At 58.4% G+C, this 18,202-nt stretch carries 11 protein-coding genes and 7 pseudogenes; 7 read left to right on the forward strand and 11 right to left on the reverse strand.

Translation table 11 applies throughout. The features are described from left to right. The coding region (locus NKI39_RS32890; protein ID WP_352837128.1) for a recombinase family protein at nucleotides 1-1,360 on the reverse strand (1,360 nt) is incomplete at its 3' end. Next, nucleotides 1,347-1,535 carry a hypothetical protein gene (locus NKI39_RS32895; RefSeq protein WP_352837131.1) on the reverse strand — a complete coding sequence of 63 codons (189 nt, stop codon included), beginning with the start codon at nucleotides 1,533-1,535 and terminating at the stop codon, nucleotides 1,347-1,349. The genes NKI39_RS32890 and NKI39_RS32895, both read right to left, overlap by 14 nt. Between NKI39_RS32895 and NKI39_RS32900 the strand changes: the two genes are divergently transcribed. Both NKI39_RS32900 and NKI39_RS32905 read left to right on the forward strand, forming a co-directional pair. Then, nucleotides 1,534-1,848, forward strand: coding sequence for a hypothetical protein (locus NKI39_RS32900; RefSeq protein ID WP_352836477.1), 315 nt, complete (start codon nucleotides 1,534-1,536; stop codon nucleotides 1,846-1,848). The genes NKI39_RS32895 and NKI39_RS32900 overlap by 2 nt on opposite strands. Before the next feature lie 2 nt (nucleotides 1,849-1,850). Beyond that, nucleotides 1,851-2,048: pseudogene (locus NKI39_RS32905) on the forward strand (transposase domain-containing protein); the annotation flags it as partial. Here the strand turns inward: NKI39_RS32905 and NKI39_RS32910 are convergent. The 5 pseudogenes from NKI39_RS32910 to NKI39_RS32930 all read right to left on the reverse strand — a co-directional run. Further along, a pseudogene (locus NKI39_RS32910) lies at nucleotides 2,036-2,418 on the reverse strand (ATP-binding protein). The pseudogenes NKI39_RS32905 and NKI39_RS32910 sit on opposite strands and share 13 nt — an antisense overlap. 14 nt (nucleotides 2,419-2,432) lie before the next feature. Then, nucleotides 2,433-3,131, reverse strand: a pseudogene (gene istA / locus NKI39_RS32915) (IS21 family transposase); the annotation flags it as partial. A 116-nt stretch (nucleotides 3,132-3,247) separates the two neighbouring features. Further along, nucleotides 3,248-4,007 (reverse strand): annotated as a pseudogene (gene istB / locus NKI39_RS32920) (IS21-like element helper ATPase IstB). Nucleotides 4,008-4,022: 15 nt separating this feature from the next. Next, nucleotides 4,023-5,563, reverse strand: a pseudogene (gene istA, locus NKI39_RS32925) (IS21 family transposase). Nucleotides 5,564-5,734: 171 nt separating this feature from the next. Then, nucleotides 5,735-5,989, reverse strand: a pseudogene (locus NKI39_RS32930) (helix-turn-helix domain-containing protein); the annotation flags it as partial. A gap of 210 nt (nucleotides 5,990-6,199) precedes the next feature. Between NKI39_RS32930 and NKI39_RS32935 the strand changes: the two are divergent. Next, nucleotides 6,200-6,403 (forward strand): annotated as a pseudogene (locus NKI39_RS32935) (IS110 family transposase); the annotation flags it as partial. A 503-nt stretch (nucleotides 6,404-6,906) separates the two neighbouring features. Here NKI39_RS32935 and NKI39_RS32940 read toward each other — a convergent pair. The 3 genes from NKI39_RS32940 to NKI39_RS32950 form a co-directional block, all read right to left on the reverse strand. Continuing rightward, on the reverse strand, nucleotides 6,907-9,249 hold the full coding sequence (locus NKI39_RS32940) for a penicillin acylase family protein (protein WP_352837135.1): 2,343 nt from the start codon (nucleotides 9,247-9,249) through the stop codon (nucleotides 6,907-6,909). 52 nt (nucleotides 9,250-9,301) lie between these two features. Beyond that, complete coding sequence (locus tag NKI39_RS32945; protein ID WP_352516368.1) at nucleotides 9,302-10,180, reverse strand: polysaccharide deacetylase family protein; 879 nt, start codon at nucleotides 10,178-10,180, stop codon at nucleotides 9,302-9,304. Nucleotides 10,181-10,547: 367 nt separating this feature from the next. Further along, nucleotides 10,548-11,795 (reverse strand): ABC transporter substrate-binding protein, encoded by a 1,248-nt coding sequence (locus NKI39_RS32950; RefSeq protein ID WP_352837138.1) that lies wholly within the window; start codon nucleotides 11,793-11,795, stop codon nucleotides 10,548-10,550. 389 nt (nucleotides 11,796-12,184) lie between these two features. Between NKI39_RS32950 and NKI39_RS32955 the strand changes: the two genes are divergently transcribed. Next, entirely contained in the window at nucleotides 12,185-13,579 is a 1,395-nt protein-coding gene (locus NKI39_RS32955) for a P1 family peptidase (RefSeq protein WP_352837141.1), read from the forward strand. 902 nt (nucleotides 13,580-14,481) lie between these two features. On the opposite strand, the gene NKI39_RS32960 is transcribed toward NKI39_RS32955, so the two are convergent. Then, entirely contained in the window at nucleotides 14,482-15,543 is a 1,062-nt protein-coding gene (locus NKI39_RS32960) for an ABC transporter ATP-binding protein (protein WP_352837144.1), read from the reverse strand. A 161-nt stretch (nucleotides 15,544-15,704) separates the two neighbouring features. On the opposite strand from NKI39_RS32960, the gene NKI39_RS32965 reads away from it, so the two are divergent. Genes NKI39_RS32965 through NKI39_RS32975 form a run of 3 tightly spaced genes read left to right on the forward strand, consistent with a single transcriptional unit; the run spans nucleotide 15,705 to nucleotide 18,031 of the window. Further along, a complete protein-coding gene (locus NKI39_RS32965; protein ID WP_352837147.1) occupies nucleotides 15,705-16,463 on the forward strand; it encodes a 2-keto-4-pentenoate hydratase in 759 nt (252 codons plus the stop codon). A 25-nt stretch (nucleotides 16,464-16,488) separates the two neighbouring features. Then, nucleotides 16,489-17,166, forward strand: coding sequence for a hypothetical protein (locus tag NKI39_RS32970; RefSeq protein WP_352516360.1), 678 nt, complete (start codon nucleotides 16,489-16,491; stop codon nucleotides 17,164-17,166). Nucleotides 17,167-17,182: 16 nt separating this feature from the next. Next, nucleotides 17,183-18,031, forward strand: coding sequence for a fumarylacetoacetate hydrolase family protein (locus NKI39_RS32975; RefSeq protein ID WP_352837150.1), 849 nt, complete (start codon nucleotides 17,183-17,185; stop codon nucleotides 18,029-18,031). Nucleotides 18,032-18,202: the final 171 nt, after the last annotated feature.

Consider the following 18,202-nt stretch of genomic DNA (forward strand, 5'->3'; position numbering starts at 1 on the left):
CCCAACTCCTCTCGAGCTGGGCCGCAATAAGCCGGTTCTCCGGGTCGCAAGCGGCATAGCGGCGCTCGGCGAGCGATGCCTCATAACGCGCCTGCTGCAGGTCCATCTCGATCATCTGCCGCCGCTTGGCTTCGCTCTCCAGCTGCATCCGTTCAGCCTCCAACGCCGCTTCGATCGCCATCGGCGCAACCGCCTCCAGCGCTTCGCGGGTCACCGCCGCGTCGGTGCGAAAGCCGTTGAACGACATGCATCGCGCCTGGGCCATCATGAGGTTGCCGCGCTCGCAGCGATATACCGGATAACCTTGGCCGCGTCCGGCATACATGACAACCAGTCTTCGCCCGCATCGACCACAGGAGATGAGACCGGGGAGCAGTGCGCGACCGCCGCGGCCCGACTTGACGCCGCCGGCTTTGCCATAAGCGTTGGCCGCGAGCAGTTCCTGGTTCCGTTCGTACTCGCTCCATCCGATGTAGCCTTCGTGATGGTCGTTGAGCACCACCGCCCACTCGCTAGCCGGCTTGTAATGGCCATAGCTCTTGCGAACGCGGCCATCGACGATCTCAGTGCGCTTCTCGCTCTTACCATAGACATAGGCGCCGGCGTAGAATGGGTTCTTCAGGATCGAGATCACGTTGCGGTAGCGGATCGGAACCCAGTCGAAGGACACCATCTTCTTGCCGTCGGAGGGTCTGGGGAAATGCACGTCATCGTCGATCATCGAGATCAGGACCTGGCGCGCACTGCCGAGTTCGCGGAAGCGCGCGAATATCAGGCGAATGGTCTCCTGCAGGCGCATGTCGGGATCGAACCCGAGACCGTAATCGCGGTGCCAGACATAGCCGAAAGGCACGGAGATGCGCAGTTCCCCGCGCTGTGCCTTGGCGCGGGCGGCCTCGTACATGCGGGCACGCAGCACGCCGAGCTCGAACTCGCTGATGCTGCCCTTCATACCGAGCAGCAGGCGGTCGTTCGGCAATCCCGGATCGTAGACTCCGTCCAGATCGATCACGCGTGCATCAACTTCGCCGCACAACTCGAGCAGCCTATGCCAGTCCGGCCCGTTGCGCGACAGGCGGGACGCCTCCAGGCAAAGCACGGCGCCCACATGGCCGGTGCACAGATCGTCGACCAGGCGCTCGAAACCGGGACGCTCCACAGCCCCGCTTGCGGTTCGTCCCAGATCCTCGTCGATCACCTCTACTTTGCGGAATCCCCAGCGCCGCGCGACGTCGACAAGCTCATATTGCCGACGTTGGCTCTCAAGGTTGAGCTGGACCTGCGCCTGAGTGGACTGACGCACATAGACGACAGCCTTGCGCTTGAGGACGGCAGTCGGAATCAGATTACCGCTCGTCATCGCAGCTCTCCTCCTCCGTTGCCACGCCGGCGGCGGCCATCAATACGTTGGCGAGCCGGACGATCACTATGGTCCGTTGCGCTGAACTCAGCCCGTTCAGCTTCTGCGAGTCGAGCGGCAAGCTGAGTTGGCGAACGACCACGAGAGATCGTGTCGGTGGTGGCAGGGTTCTCATGTTGCGCCTCCGCGATGGTGAAACCATCCGGACAGCCTCGCCGGAAACGGCGTTCGATCAAGAGCTTGTGAAGCTCAAGCAGCGCGGCAAGCGATACGCGCGGGGAGCCCAGGTCCATCGCCGCGCAAGCCACGGGATCGATCATCCAGGCCGGAGCGGTAATGACATGCCCGGGCGCGACGACGAGATGAATGATCCGGCCGTTGGCGCGCTCTTCGCTGTTCTCGCAGCGAAGCCGATGTCCGAAATACGGGTGCCAACGGTAATGGACCTCGACCTCCTGCCCAACATGGGCAGAATGACCCCGAGATGACAATTACCCGAAAGAACAGCCTCTTCGCGGGCAGCGACGGCGGCGGACGGACATGGGCCACCATCGCCACCCTGCTGACCACCGCCAAGATGAATCAGGTCGATCCGCACGCCTGGCTCACCCTGACCCTCGAGCGCATTGCCAATGGCTGGCCAAACAGCGATATCGACGCCCTCATGCCATGGAATTACCAGCGCTGAACGGCTTCAGCTGCCCGCTTACCGAACAGGCGCGGCACGCGCACATAGAGGACGGAATGATCGAGCCGTGCCGCTTGCCGGCCGAAGGCGCAGGCCAGCCACGACTTGCCGGTTCGGTCTGGCCGGTGACGATCAGGTTCTCATGCGCCTTCAGCCATTCACCCTGCGCGAGCGCCATGGTGCTGCGCCGGTCGAGCCCGCGCGGCGCGGCAAGGTCGATGTCCTCGATGCAGGCTTCGGGAAAGCGCAGCCTGGCTGAGGCGAGCCGGTTCCGGACGCGGTTGTCGGCCCGTATGGCGACCTCGCGGTCGAGCATCAGGCCGAGCCACTCGTCACGGCTGAGCTCGTTGGCGTTGTTCCGTTCGGCCAGTTCGCGCCAGGCGGCAGTTCGCGGCGGCTTTGGCCGACATGGCGCATCGGCCGATTGTTCAGCTCCTCGAGCAGTTCGGCGATCGCCGCGTTGAGCTCGGCGAGCGAGAAGAAGGACCGGTTCCTCAGCCGTGCCCGGATCCAGCGCTCGATGATCAGCACCGCGCCCTCGACCTTGCCTTTGTCGCGCGGCTTGCGGCTGCGGGTCGGCAGGATGGTGGTGTCGTAATGCTCGGCCATCGCGGCAAAGGTCGCGTTCAGCGTCGGCTCGAACCACAGCGCCTTGACGACACCGGCCTTCAGGTTGTCGCACACGATCGCTCTGGTGACGCCGCCGAAGAAGGCGAGCGCTCGCACCTGGCCCTCGATCCAGTCCGGCAGCTTTTGGCTGGAGCTGGCAAAGGCGAAGGTCAGATTGGAGGCACCCAGCACCGCGACAAAAATCTGCGCCGGGTAAATGGCGCCGGTCGCCGGATCGATCACCGGCACCGTCTGCCCGGCATAGTCCGTCTGCATCACCGCGCCCGCTGCATGCCGGTTGCGGAATGTCGCGCTCGTCCGGCGCTCGAAAGCGGCGAAGTGCTCGCAGAACCAGGTGTAGCCGTAGCCGTCGGGATCGGCGGCGCGATACTCCTGCCACAACAGCGTCAGCGTCACTCCCTTGCGCTTCAACTCCCGGGCGATCAGCGCAAAGTCCGGTTCGCTCAGATTGCGCATTTCGCTGATTGTGAGCGGCCATTTCACGCGATGGTGAGCGCTCATTTCATTTGATCGTGAGCAGGTATTTCACGCGATCATGAGCAGCCGCTTCGACCGACCTGTTCATTGATTCAGGTGTTTGCGGCTGCGTCAAGAGCGTGGGCGCGGGCGTTGTATTTTCGCATGCTTTCTCCGGTGAGTTGAAGGCGGTGAGCGTTGTGGACGAGGCGATCCAGAATCGCGTCGCCGAGGGTGGGATCGCCGATGACGTCATGCCAGTGCTGCACGGGGATTTGGCTGGTGACGATTGTGGATGCACGGCCATGGCGATCGTCGAGGATCTCCAGCAGGTCGCGGCTCGGCCGCATTGAGAACCGACGGGCCCCAGTCGTCGAGGATGAGGAGTTGAACGCGCCCGAGCGTCTTGAGCAGCCGTCCATAGCGCCCGTCGCCGCGCGCCAGGGCGAGCGCCTCGAACAGGCGCGGGACGCGATGATAGAGCACCGATCGATTGTCGCGGCAAGCCTTGTGGCCAAGCGCGCAGGCAAGCCAACTCTTGCCCAGGCCGGTCGCGCCCGTGACCAGCAAGTTCTCGTGTCGATCGATCCAGTCGCCGGCGACGAGCCTGGCGAAGACGGCGCGGTCGATGCCGCGCGGGGTGCGCAAATCGACATCCTCCACGCATGCGCTCTGGCGCAGCGCGGCGAATTTGAGGCGCGTCGTGAGCCGTTTGGTGTCGCGCTCGGCGGCTTCGCGGTCGACAAGAAGACCGATGCGCTCCTCGAACGACAGGGCCTCCAGATCCGGCGATCGTCGCTGTTCCTCGAAGGCCTTGGCCATTCCGGCCAGGCCGAGTGCGACCAGCCGTTCATGGGTGGGATGGGTGAGCATTGAGAACTCCATGGTTCAGTGGAAATAGCCCTGACCGCGGATGTTGCCGTGGCGCAGGGGTTGGTGATCGGGTGCCTCGTCGAGGAAAGCGCGATCAAGGCCGGTCTTGAGGATCGAACGGATCGAGGCGACGGAGCGTGCCTTGATGAGGATGCCGCGTTGGCAGGCTGCGTCGACGCGCGCGTTGCCGTAGCTCTTGGGTCAGCGCCAGCATGCCGAGACAGGTGCGAAAGCCTTGTTCGGGATGCGGCCGGTCAGTGATGACAGCCTGGAAGAAGGCGGCGGTGGAAGGCCCGATCCTCTCGCCGCCGCGATCAATCCTCCCGGCGTCCACTTGCCGTAGCGGCGATGCGCGCTCGGCATGTGATCGGCAACGGTCGTATGGCCGCGCCGGTTGGGCGCACGGGCGTGGCTGGCGATCCGCTGACCCTTGTGGAAGATCTCGACGGTGTTGTCGGCGATGCGCACATCGACGAGCTCGCGGATGAGGCGATAGGGCGTGGAATACCAGTGCCCGTCGACCTCGACATGATAGTCGGGCGCGACGCGGCAACGCTTCCAGCGCGCAAAGACGTATGGCTGATCTGGCAGTTCTCCCAGCTTCGGCCTGTCGATTTCGGCGAACAGTTCGGCTCGGCTGGAGCCGAAACCGCGCATCTGGCGGGCATTTAGTTCGGCGACGAGCAGGCGGATGGCGGCGTTCAGCTCCGCCAGACAAAAGAAGCGCTGATTGCGCAGCCGCGCCAGCACCCAGCGCTGGGCAATTTGCACGGCGACCTCGACCTTTGCCTTATCCTTCGGGCGTCTCGGCCTCGCTGCGAGGACTGCGGTGCCGTAATGGCTCGCCATCTCGGCAAAGGTCCGGTTGAGGCCGGGGTCGTAGCGATCGGGGTTGGTGACGGCGGCCTTGAGATTGTCGCAGATCACGAACTTCGGCACGCCGCCCAGAAAGGTGAAAAGGTTCGCATGCACGCCGATCCAGTCGGACAGGCTCTCGCTCGGGCACGCCTCGGCATAGGTATAGTTCGAGGCGCCCATCGCTGCGACGAACAGCTTCATGGGATGCGCTTCGCCGGTGATGGGGTCGAAGATGTCGATGGCATCGCCGGCGAAATCGACAAACACCTTCTCGCCGCCCAGGTGCGTCTGGCGCATCGTCGGGGGCGCGCGCCCTTTCCGGCCTCGAAGGTCGTGCAAAACCAGGTATAGCCAAAGCCGTCGGGATTGGCGGCACGATACTCTTCCCAAAGCAGCACCCGTGTTACGCCGCGCCGGCGCAACTCCTTCTCCACATAGCTCCAATCGGGCACCGGCCGCCGGGGCCTTTGCGACGCCGCCTTCGGCGCTGGGAACAGCAGCAGCTCAAGGCCTTCGTCATCCATCCCTTCAGGCAGCGGCCAGCTCAGCCCGGCAAGACGGGCGCGCCGCAGATAGCCATGCACGACACCATTGCTCACCCCGAGCGCGCGCGCGATGACGCGTTCGGTCAGGCCCTGGACATGCCTTAGACGTAAAACTTCTCTGATCCGGCGCATCGACAATCTCTGGGTTGGCATCAGGCTTCCTCGTTTTGAACGAGGCATCCTGTAGACCGGTTGAGTTGTCGGCCGAAGCGTCCAGCACCTCCGAAAAGGTGCTCACGATCGCCTGAAATCGTTGCTCATGATCCCGTGAAATCCGTGCTCACGATGCGGTGAAATCTGTGCTCACGATCGCCTGAAATACGCACTCAGATCTTGCGGCGGACGACCGGCACGGCCGAACAGTAGCCGCTCAAGCGTCGCGTCGTCATGGCCCGGCGGCAGCGGCCAGCATGACAGCCCGGCCTCCCGCGCCCGCAGCAAACAGGTCGATACTGTCGTCTTACTGATCTTGAGCCGTTCCGACACCTCACGCACCGAAAGACCCTGCTCATGGGTCAGGCGCAAGATCGCTTGGATATCCCTGACGCTCGTTCGTCTCGCTTGCTTCCGTCTCGGCATGGCCCCTCTCAACATCATCGTGAGAGGCCAAACTGCCAGAACGGCGCAGCCAAGAACCGACCGCTAAATCCGCTCCCGAAAACTGTCCGGGATTTAGCGGAATCGCGGTCCGCGAATTACTGAAATCACTGTCCGAAACACGCACATGGAGACTTGAACCCCGCTGCCAGCCCTGCGGCCGAGTTTTCGTCCGCTCGCCGATCTTCGCCAAGGCTGCTGCGCGCCGGCGAACTGACCGTGGTATGGGTTCCCGGTGAAGACCACGAAGCCAAGCGCGATCTCGTTCGCGCGCGGGCAGCCGAGGTCGAGACTCTGCGGGTCCACCCCAGCAGGTGGGCGCCTTCATGCTCAAGCACGGTCGTACCGATCCGCGCGCACGAAAGCTGGACCATGCGCTACCTGCGTTGGCTGCAATAACAGCGGTTCGATTATCCTGCGCATCGGATCGCGCTCCTGCTCCAGACGAAGAATTGGTCCGGTGAAAGCCTGGGAATGCGTCTGTCGAGGTGGATCGGCTCGAAGAAGGCAAAGGTGGCGTCGCACGGAAAATCGCCATTCTGCTTGATTGCTTGGGTTGACGGCACCAGCTTTGAGTGGGTTGAGAAAAGATGACTTAGTCGACTCCACTCCAAACGAGCTCTCTGGCCGTCGTGATGTCCCCGCCGGGACGGTGGTTGCGGCGACCTCGGTCAAACGGCTGTCAGCAGTTTACCTGCATGCGTTGGAAATGTTGAGGCGCCCGACCCGAACATCATCATGAGGCATTCGACCTCCAAAAGGGCCGTTTGACACTGCCGGGCTCTAGACGACACCGGCCATATGTTGGAGTCCACCGAATGCAGAACCTCCTCAAGGCTGCCGATATGAGCCAAATATTCGCGCATGCTTCGGAGCAATTGCCGCTTGGGCAAGCTTCTCTAGCATTGGTTAAGAGGCGAGAGCATTATGCTCCAAGACGTTTCATTTTTGACTCTTGCCTGGGAATAGGCAAGCGGCTTGTATTTCCCCTGCCTCCAGTCTGACGTCAGATCTTCGTAATGTACAGAGCCGGGAACACCGGACTGTCCTGGGTTATTAATGAAAAGACTTTCATCCCAGTTACCAACATCAATGATCATACGTATGGACGGGCCACTGACGACTGAAAAGTCACCTAGACGATAGTCCGCATAGTTGAGAGCAGAACTGCTACCACCTAGTGCGACCGGCTCCAAAGACCATTCCGCGTCTGTAATTGACTGGAGAGGGTGCTGTAAGTGTAGTTTGTGGAGACCCCCCCAGGACCAATTTGCGGGTTCGCTTCCCATCAACGTCGAACATTCCGTCCAGGCGTCCAAGAGGCTAGTTTGTAGAGCTTCAACGAAATCCCGTTCTGGGACAGTAGTTTCCAACCACAGGGCGATGCTTGGAAACTCAAATGGCATGAGCAGCGGAATGACTTGAGCACCGGCACCTTCGCGCCTTGCAATCAAGGGGCCAAGGTGTTTGCTCAGCCAAACCTCAAACAGAGCCGCAGGCGCCGAATCTGCCGAGAGAACGTTGTCCCAGTTTCTCAGAAACTGCCATATGGCCGAATCGCCTGCATTCGCGACAAGCCTGGTTATCGCTTTGATGACCCGCGCCGCAATAGGTGAGAAGGTCGAGCATTGTAGGCGGATGCAGTCTTCTAAAGAGAAAAGCTTGTCGCGGCTAAGCTCACGATGGAGCGTGTCGTGTCTGCTGCTGTCCAACCACTCGTAGGCGATTGCCGGATTAGAGTTGGACCAGTCATCCGGGACGTTCATTGCGTTCGCCGTGGCGATAAAACCGCGTGCTGGATTGATTTCTGATGGACCATTGCTGGGGCAAAGATAACCTCTCCACTCAAAACGACCGTCGCCTGGTACGGGAAGGAGACCGTCCCAATTTTCGCGAATAGGCGTAGCACCGGATGGTTGCCAAGCGATGTTATTGCTAATATCTGCATAAACATGATTGACCGAGGGGCATCCCCAACCTTCAAGGCTATGCACATACTCTTGATGGGTCTTGGCCCTCATGACCGAGAGGCTGGCCATATAGGGTGCTGCTCCCGGGTCCATCAAGACAGTTCTTAGAGCGAAGGCGCGATTGTTTAACTCGTCCTGACAAAGCACAGGTCCGTGGCGGGTGAACTTCAGCCTGACCGGCTGGTCTGGCAATCCTTTTACCGGGATGACATCCTCGACGACGCGGACCTTCTCCCAACCACCATCATAGGCGTAGCTGTCAAAATCAACTGGAGCAGTATCATAGACATAAATGTCCTCCTGGTCGGCGCCAAATATGGTCAGGCCAAAGGCTGCCGTACCGTTGTGTCCCATCGCAATCCCCGGCAACATCGGTTCGCCCGCCCCGATCACGTCAAGGCCTGGCATAGTGAGATGCACGACATATCGGATAGAAGGTAAAGTGTGCGTGCGATGAGGATCAAACGCCAAAATGGGGCGACCTGTTGTCGTTCTCTCTGCCGAAATCGCCCAATTGTTTGAGCCTTCCGCAAATGAGGAACGGGCAAGTCCCCCCGATGCAGTAACGGTCCAGCGATCGGCCTCCTCTAACGAGCAGCACAGTCTTTCTTTCGAGAAGGTGACCGGGCTAACTGCCAGCTGAAAATCTCGCAATACTCGGTCAGTCATTACTGCTGGGTTGAACCCCTCAGCGGGCGTGGGAGTGACGCCATGGGACAGTTGCTTGCGAAAGATGTCGAGCTTCGCTCCGAGTTCCGGGCCGGCCGAGGCCATGACTTTCGAACGTAGGAGCTCCGAAGACGCGTTCCGAGTTATCGAATGACTTCGAATGCGGACAACATCTTCTGGCTCCCACCGATCCGGCCGATTTCCTAACACGGCAAATTCCGGAGGAAGATGGAGTAGTCCTGCATCGCAAACGTCAATGTAAGCGTTGATGCCGCTTGTGAATGCAGTGCAGATTTCCTCCGCATCTGATCCATAAGCTCTCCATTCTGACGCCATGTCGCCGCGGTAAAGAAACAGTCGCGAAGCTCGGTCTTGTGCGAGATATCCAGGGCCAAAATCGCGCGAGAGAAGGCCCAACCCGCGTTTGCGTGCCATATCGATTTGCCACAGCCGATCCCGCGCCGCATTCCAACCCTGCGCGAAGAAGAGATCATGCAGGTTTTCTGCTCTGATGTGAGGTACCCCCCACCGATCAATGTTGATAGAAACTTCCCTCTGAAGCCCCCTCACTTTCAAGAGCTTCGATGCAATGGCCGTGGTCATGTACAGATATCCAATTTAGACATGAAAAGCGTCTGCCTCAGCAATCTCTCGGCTATTGCAGGGCTGTCGCCGCGTGCTCGGCCACCTGTCGGTGAGTGGCGAACCAGACATCGCCCTTGGCTTTAGCAGCCCGGATCAGCTCCTCAAGAATCCAAATTCTTGAGCGATAGCCGATGATGTGGGGATGCAGTGTGAGTTGGAACATCTCACCTTCGAGATATGCCTGCTCAAACTCTCGCATGAAAATTGCCAGAACGTCTTCCGGGCTGATGTGAGGCCGCAGCGGTGCAATTCGGCTCATTGCAAAGTATGGCGCGTCGTCACGAATCCATTCGACAGGGATTTCGACCACACCTGTGGGCTCGAGATTCTCTAGTAGCTCATAGCAGCTGTCATCAGCCATCAACGAGGAGTCATAGAGCAACCCCATTTCGCGAGCGATGGAGAGTGTTTTTTCAGAGAAATCCCACGATGGAGTGCGCATTCCAATAGGTCGGGCGCACGTGATCTGTTCCAGCGCTTCGACGCTGCGCATCATCAAATCGCGTTCGTTCGCCGGCGGCAACCCGGAATTGAGCTCGTGAATCCACCCGTGGATACCGATTTCGTGCCCTTCACCTACAATTGCCCGCTGTTCCGCTGGATACAGCTTTGCAGCAACCGCAGGAACAAAAAAGCTTGCCTTCATGTCGTATTGTCGGAGCAGGGACATAATCCGCGGCATTCCACGCCTGTTGCCATACTGCCCGCTGGACATGCGTCCGATTGAATTTCCACCGACGCACAATTCATTTGTTTCGTGATCCAGATCGAACGACAGGGCAACAGCGCAGCGCTTGCCCGCCGGCCATGGCGGCGTTAACCGCTTGCCTGCACGGACGCGATTGACGCAATTGCGCCAACGATCTTCAGGCCACTGCCAAGGTTTCATGTTTTCGATTTCTTCTATCACAAACCATCCTATTGAGTTCAGCCGGCGCGATCCGAGCCAGGGCAGAACAATGTGCCCGTCGCATGACCACCGCTCAGCTAAGATTGCTGCTCAATTACAAGCCAAGCCGCAATTTGTGATCGCAAAATAGTCTCAACTGCCCAATATGGCTGAGACATTGCCGCCCAAAAAGCAAAGACGCAAAAATTAGAGCGAATATTGTGTGCGCTCCGCCAGGTCGGCGTAAACCTGCGTTCCTTCTGCATTGTGTACTGCCATACGAGCAGGATTTCTCATGTGCTTTAACGTTCGATATAATAAAAGTGGGCGGCCGGCCCCCGACAAAAGCCGGCCGCCAATATCACTTTTAGTTCGCCTTCTTTGCAGCAACAAATTTCTCTAGCTCGGTCTGGAGGTGGTTAGAAGTTTGCTCCACGTCCGCGTTGTTGAAGAGTATGTCTTCGATAGCTGGTCCAATGATGTTATAGATTTCTGGGCCGTACTCTTCCACGCCCTCAGGTGCAAAGGATACAGCGTGTCCTGCGGCCTCGACATATGCCTTGAACCAGGGATTCTGGTTCAGGAACTCGTCCGAGATCGAGCCTCTGACCGCGGGAATTACTTTGCCAATCTCCGCGACGGTCTTCTGCATTTCTGGCTTTAGAAGCGTAGTAATGAACCGCCCGGCGGCGTCTTTGTTTTTCGCCCCCTTTGGCACGCCGATAAAGACGCTTACGGAAGTAGTTCGCTTTCCCGGAAGAGGTAAAGTAGCGGCGGCTATGTTTTCGTATGTCGTCTGGTTTTGTTCAGCGGCCATCCCCGCAAGAAACGGGCCAACGATGAACATCGCAATCTTTCCATCAATGAACATCTGCTGGGCAGTGCGACTATCGACCCTGGGCACGAGACCATCATCATAGACTTTCTTAATAAATTTCAGAGCAGCGATTGTTTCTGGGCTACTCGCTGTCGGCTTTCCTTCTTTAAACCACCCGCCCCCGAAGCCATATATAATGGGTGCGGTTTGAAGATAGGCATCCTGGGACGTTCCGCTTGTTGACAGACTGTAGAAACCAAACTCTTGCTTTGCGGGATTCCGAAGCTTCCCCATCGCAACAAGGAACTCATCAGCGGTTGCTGGAATATTGACGCCGGCGTCTCTGAGCAACTTCTCGTTTATCATCAGGGCCCGAGGGTTTACCTCTAGCGTGATTCCATAGATATGGCCGTCCTTCATCGCGTTCTTGTTCAATGGATTCAACTGGTCCAGCGAAACGCCCGCTGCCTTTACATATAAGTCAAGAGGCTCCAGCAAATCCTGCTTCAGGTAAGCAGCCATGTCCGGGTCGAATAAACTGACGATGTCGGAAGGGCTTCCAGCTTTGACCTCGGTGTACTGCTTGTCGAAGAAGCCCTCATAAGGCGGTGAGATCGCCTTGATGGCATCTCCCGGATTGTCCTTCTCGAACTCCGCCTTCGCCTTAGCAAGATAACTGGCTGGCGCAGATTCTCCCCAATAATAAGCGGAATAGGTAACCTCAGCGGCACTCGCTGAGCCGCACGTGCCCAAGGCAATCGCGCAGCCGGCCAGCAAACGTTTCATTTTAGTTGTCATGTGACTTCTCCTCCACAGGAACGCTGACATCCATCCACAACTTCGTTCCTAACAGAACGATATTCTATCCATGAGGACGGGTCAATTCCCTTTTAGGCCTGGCGGGCCTTGTGGCGCCCGCGCGATAACGATGGACAGACGAAGAACCTAGTTGTTTCGATCTCTGGCCCTAGCGGCTTTATCCTTCCGGTATCCGCCGTCGTAAGTATGCTCCACTGGCGCTTGGATTAGGGTGCCATCTCAAGTGCTTCGCGGAGGCTCGCTAACGCAGGGATAGCGGCAGGGCGTAACGATTGACCGTCCGTAACGAGTGTAATATCGTTCTGGTTAGAACCGCATTACATGGACAACGCTATTGCAAAGACAGAGAGAAGAGGGAGAATTCAGAGATGCCGATGGCTCGCGCGGATGGACCCTTGCAAAAACAGGTCGTGGACGCCGCGCCACGCCGCCCATCGGCCATCCAGGATTTAAAGCCGGTCACCAACGCCGGGGAGAAGGTATTAGAGTTCGATTGGCCGATGTTGGAAATCGGCACCGGAGAATACGAGGAGGGACCGACCGGCGTGACGGTCTTCCGCTTCGGCAAGAAGGTGCTCGGCGTGGTGGACGTTCGCGGCGGCGCTCCCGGCACCCTCAACACCGATTACCTGCGTCTCGGCTACGAACGCCCCTCAGTTGATGCGGTCGTGTTCTCTGGTGGTTCCACGTACGGGCTTGAATGCGCCCCTTCTGTTGCTACCGCCATGAAGGACGATAACATCCGCGATGGTTTCTGGCGCAACATGGCTGGTGTGGTCGGCGCCATCGTATACGATTTCGGCGAGCGTAGGCTAAATGACGTTTATCCTGATAAAAAGTTGGCGCAGGCTGCGCTCAGGGCAGCTCGCCCGGGAAAATTTCCGCTTGGCGCTCATGGGGCGGGCCGTTTCACCCGATCTGGGGGCTTCTTCGGATGCGCTGCCTATTCCGGCCAGGGCGGAGCATTCAGGCAGATTGGCAAGATCAAGGTGGCTGCCTTCGTTGTCGTCAATTCCGGCGGCGTCGTCACAGACCGAGACGGTGAGATCGTTGCAGGCTATCGCGACCCTACCTGGCCCCAATCCTGGAGAGCGGCTGACCTTCTCGCGAGCGTTCCGACCGGTCGCAAGTTCGCATCGAGCGGCACACCGGAAGGTGGCGACAACATGAACACGACAATCAGTTTGGTCGTTACCAACCTGAAGCTGGCCAATGCGGAACTTCAGCGTCTTGCTGTGCAAGTGCACATGTCGATGGGACGCGCTCTGCAGCCGTTCGCGACGGTTGACGATGGCGATGTCCTCTATGCTGTTTCAACGGGCGAAGTGGGCGACGACCCAATGGCGCGCGGTACATTTCCATTCGATCTCGGCGGCGGATTGAGCATAGGTGATCTGAGCGTCATTGCGTCGGAACTGATGTGGGACGCCATCTTGGCTTCCGTCCCGGAGCAGCCTCAGGCTGTCGGGCCGGCACTGAACGGCCAGCCGCAAGCAAAGGAACTCGAAGCCTTCGCCGGCAGCTACGAATTCAGCCCGTTCGTAACGCTCCAAATTTGTCGCAAGGACGATCGGCTCTTCGCGCTGGCTACGGGAGAGCGCCCGGCCTACGCGATCGGCAAGCAAAAGCCTGTCGAACTCGAGCCTATCGCAGCAGGGCAGTTCATGGTTCCTGGCCGTTATCCTTTGACCTTGAAGTTCGAGGGCCCGGATCGCCTCATCGTCAACCCCGGCCACTGGCAGCAGATCGGCAGGCGAAGCTGAGCCGGATCGCGCATCTGAGGTCTACCCACGGCCGGAAACTGGAAGCTAGCGGTGGAGAATTCCATGAGTGCTACCACTGCGCGATAGCGCATCCGCAGTACGTGGTCGTAAACGCCTACGCCAAGGTCAATGACGCCGCACCAGGCTCGTTTGCAAGTCGGCGCTCCCCGCCTGGGAGAAAACAGGGATTCGTTGTCGGGTCTGTCGAGCTCAGGGGCGGGGCCCAGCCTTACCCGGTTCGGCGAAATCCGATTCGAGAAGGCTGGCAGACGCTGTCCAAGAACGGTCGACCGGTCGTCCCACTCGTGGGAACCTTCAAGGGTTGCGCAAGCGATCATGCGACACTGTTCCGGTTTAATCCGTTGTGGGGCGCCGCATAGCGGGAGATGCGCGAGGCCCATGTTGGGGGCACGTTGGGGGGCATCTCCACGCTCTCTGTCGACGATCTCATCAAGTCGACATGAAGCGCTGATGGCTGCCAGAAGCGCCGCGCCTTGCTGACGGAATGCGACCCCTTGGCCTGCTGCGGGACGTCGGCTCAAGATGGCGTGATGGGAACCGTTGGATTGTTGGATTCGATGATCGGATCGTAAACTCGTTGGGGGCGTCTCCAATCTGGCCGCCATCATCGCTCCGCTGCTCGTTGCTCGAAGCTGCGCGAGGATGGGGCAGCCGTCTGACCGGCCGCGAGGGATGACCAAGTTCCTTCCCTGGATGAGGCGAGTTCGCTTGGGGGCTCTTATAGGGGTCGCCACGCGGGTCAGATTGAGCCGCCTCATTCTGGTCCTATGCTGAGGGCTCAGGATCCGACCCGGAGAGAAGCGAGTTCCGCGAACAACTCAAACCTCGGAGGAGCGGACTGCTAAAGACGCTTGACCTCAAAACGTCGAATAGGAAAGGCCCTAAAGTCGCCGACCCGTTTGTTGATCGAATACGTAGATTCGTTCGGGATCGAAGGTGAGGGGGATGCGTTCGCCTGGCTCTGCTCGAATCCGCTCGCGAAAGACCGCTATGAACTCCGTGTCGTGAGCACTGAACGTTACCTGCGTTTCGGCTCCCATCGGAGCGACGACGACAACGGTGGCGGGAAAGCCAGCGTCGTCGATTCGGACATGCTCGGGTCGCATACCAAAGATCAAATCCGTTTTGTCGGATACATCCGGGCACACCATTGTAGGAATGCGAAGACCGCCCTCCGTCATAATCGTGCTTTGGCTTTGTTTCGTGAGAGTGCCCTTTAGAAGGTTCATCGCCGGACTGCCTATGAACTGAGCGACAAAGAGATTCTGGGGGGAATCGTAAAGATCCAGCGGAGCTCCGACTTGCTCAATACGGCCGCTATTCATCACCACGATCTTGTCGGCCATCGTCATGGCCTCGATCTGATCATGGGTGACGTACACCATGGTAGTCCTTAACCTCTGATGCAATTCCTTGATTTCGGTTCGCATCGAAATCCTAAGCTTGGCATCGAGATTGGAAAGGGGCTCGTCAAAGAGGAAGACTTGGGGCTGCCTGACAATCGCCCTACCCATCGCGACGCGTTGTCGCTGCCCTCCCGAGAGCTGCCTTGGATAGCGGTCGAGCAGGCCGTCCAGCCCGAGAATGGCAGCAGCTTGTTTTACTCGACATTCGATCTCGGGCTTTGGAACCCTTTGCAGCTTCAAGGCAAATGCCATGTTCTGAGCGACGGTCTTGTGTGGGTACAGTGCGTAGCTCTGGAACACCATTGCAATATCGCGCTCCTTGGGTGGGAGCTCGTTGACCACACGTGATCCAATCGCGATTTGTCCACTGGAGATCAACTCAAGGCCAGCAATCATTCTGAGCAATGTCGATTTTCCGCAACCGGATGGTCCTACTAGGACCGCGAACTCTCCATCCTCTATTTCGAGGTCTATCCCGTGTATGACAGGCATATGTCCGTATGACTTGGAAACGCTGCTTATTGAGACATTCGACACCAGAATTCCCCTGAGATTTTCTTGGTTTTTAGACAAGCTGTACTTGCGGGCCGGTTCGGCGGCCTGTCCGGGTTCACTCTATCATTTTTCTAGCAAGTGCGGTTGACCTCGATGTTGAAAAATGCATATTCTTTATGGAACAATATTCCATATAGTATGGCATGTCAACATCAGCAATCTCTGCCCTCGCTCAACAGCTTGTCGCGGCCCACCGAGGCGGCGAGCGCGTACCTGTCGACGCAGCAACCCTACAAACGCTAAGCCGCGCCCAGGCATTGAGCATCCAGCATGAATTTGTCAGCGCGTTGTCAGTTCCGGTCGCGGGCTGGAAGGTCGCGTGTTTACCCGATGGAGACTTGATATCGGCTCCCATCGTCGGAAGCCGGCTCCTTTGGAGTCCGGCGTCTATTTCTCGTACGGTTTACGGGCTCGGCGGTGTCGAATGCGAAATCGCCTTCCGCTTTGCGAGAGAGCCGGTTCCGGGGAGAGACGGCTTCGCGAGAGAGCACATTATCGATGTCATCGACGGGGCTTGCGCGGCAATTGAGGTCGTAGATAGCCGTTGGGCGACCCGGTTCTGCACTCCTCGAAATGCGATGGTTGCGGACTTGCTTTCGAATGGAGCGCTGGTTGTCGGGCCGGTAAATAGGAACTGGCGAGATGTAGCTTTCGACACCCTGAAAGCTCGCCTCGACATTAACGGAAGTGCTATTTACCAAAGCACGGGCGGACATTCGGACGGAGAGCTCATTGGTCTCCTAGTCATGTTCGCAAACGATCTGTGGAAAAGGGGGCTTGCGATAAGGCCTGGCGAGATCGTCACGACTGGAAGTTACACGGGTTTTCACACAGCAAATTCTGGTGACGAGATTGTAGCCCACTTTGACGGCTTCACGTCCGTTTCGGTGACATTCCAATAGTCTTGAGAATAGCGGAGAGAGATCTATGCTTTGCGGCAAGGGCGTGGTGGCCATCTGGAACGGAATATCCGACGAGGGTCGCCTGGACTTCTATCAGTGGCACATACATGAGCACATGCCGGAGAGAACCGCCATTCCCGGATTTTTGAGGGGACGACGCTATCGAGCTGTTGATAAGCTAACCCATCCCGAGTTTTTTACGCTCTACGAAGTTGAGCAATTCGACGTTATTACAGGCGAGGAATATGCAAAGCGACTCAATGCTCCAACCCCCTGGACGCGCCGTGCGACATCGCACTTTCTCAATACCTCTCGCGGCCTCGCCCGTGTCATTTCGTCTGCAGGCCCTGGGCCTGGCGCCGTCCTTGCCACGGTTCGCTTCGAGTCTTCGGTAGCCGACGACCAGCAAGCGGCTCGAGAGCTATCACCTCTTATGTCCAAGGCTACGCAGTCGCCACTCATGACTGGGGCGCACTTGTGCAAATCCGATGGGGAGGCCACCGGGGCACGCAGTGCGGAGAGTAAAGGGCGGACGGATTATGATGCGCCGCCCGATTGGTTCATCCTTCTGGAGGGATGTACTGTAAAGTCCTTGGAAGCACCCGTCCAAGCTGTTCTGGAACATCCTGCGGTACGAAAGGCGCAAGTTGGCCAATATCTGCTCGAATACACTCGCTTGAAGACCGACGCGGCCGCCGGCTGAGCTTAAGGAAAATGATATGAAACTCTTGCGATTTGGACCGCCCGGCTCCGAGCGACCGGGGTTGCTCGACGAGGCCGCCGGATCTGTCCGAGACCTTAGTAGCGTTATTCCAGATGTTCGGGGCAGTACGCTATCACGCGCTAACCTCGAGATGCTGCGCTCCGTACTTCCTTCGTCATTGCCCCGTGTCGACGACAATGTTCGCCTGGGGCCTCCGGTAGCTGACGTCCGTCACTTTATCGCGGTGGGCCTAAACTACACCGATCATGCAATCGAGACCGACACGCCCATACCAGATCAGCCGGTTATCTTTTCCAAGGCGCCGTCGTGCATTGTTGGACCAAACGATGACGTCCTGATGCCTCGAGAGTCACGCATGTTAGACTGGGAGGCGGAAGTTGCCGTCGTAATTGGTGAACACGCTTTTGAGTTGGCCGAAGTGGACGCGTTGTCGGTTGTAGCTGGCTATCTTGTCTGCCATGACGTTTCCGAACGCGACTTTCAGATACACCGTGGGGGACAGTGGATCAAAGGCAAATCTTCGCCGAGCTTTGGGCCACTTGGACCTTGGCTTGTGACGCCGGATGAGGTCCCTGATCCTCAAAACCTGAATGTATGGCTCAAGGTAAATGGGATCAGCAGGCAGTCAGGATCAACAGCAAAGATGATCTTCCCATTCAGGTATTTGATCTCATACATCTCCCAATACATGGCGCTTGAGCCCGGGGACGTTATCACAACCGGCACTCCACATGGCGTGGGGCTCGGGATGAAGCCGCCAGTATTTCTGAAGCCGGGCGACGTGGTGGAGTTGGGCGCCGACGGGCTGGGTCAGCAAAGGCAAACTGTTGTCCTCCGAGCATAGTTTCGAAGGACGGGTGTCGGGGCTCCCGAAGCCCATGCCGGTCTCTCGGCGCTCGTTATAAAACCAATTGAACTTTGTTCCGATCTACGGAATGACCTTAATGACACATGTATTCCATCGTTCTCTCAATAAGAAGCTTCCTCTCCTCGCTTCCGGACACGGGTTGCATGT

Origin of the sequence: Mesorhizobium sp. M0664 (assembly GCF_040320565.1) — a bacterium.
Classification (GTDB): domain Bacteria; phylum Pseudomonadota; class Alphaproteobacteria; order Rhizobiales; family Rhizobiaceae; genus Mesorhizobium.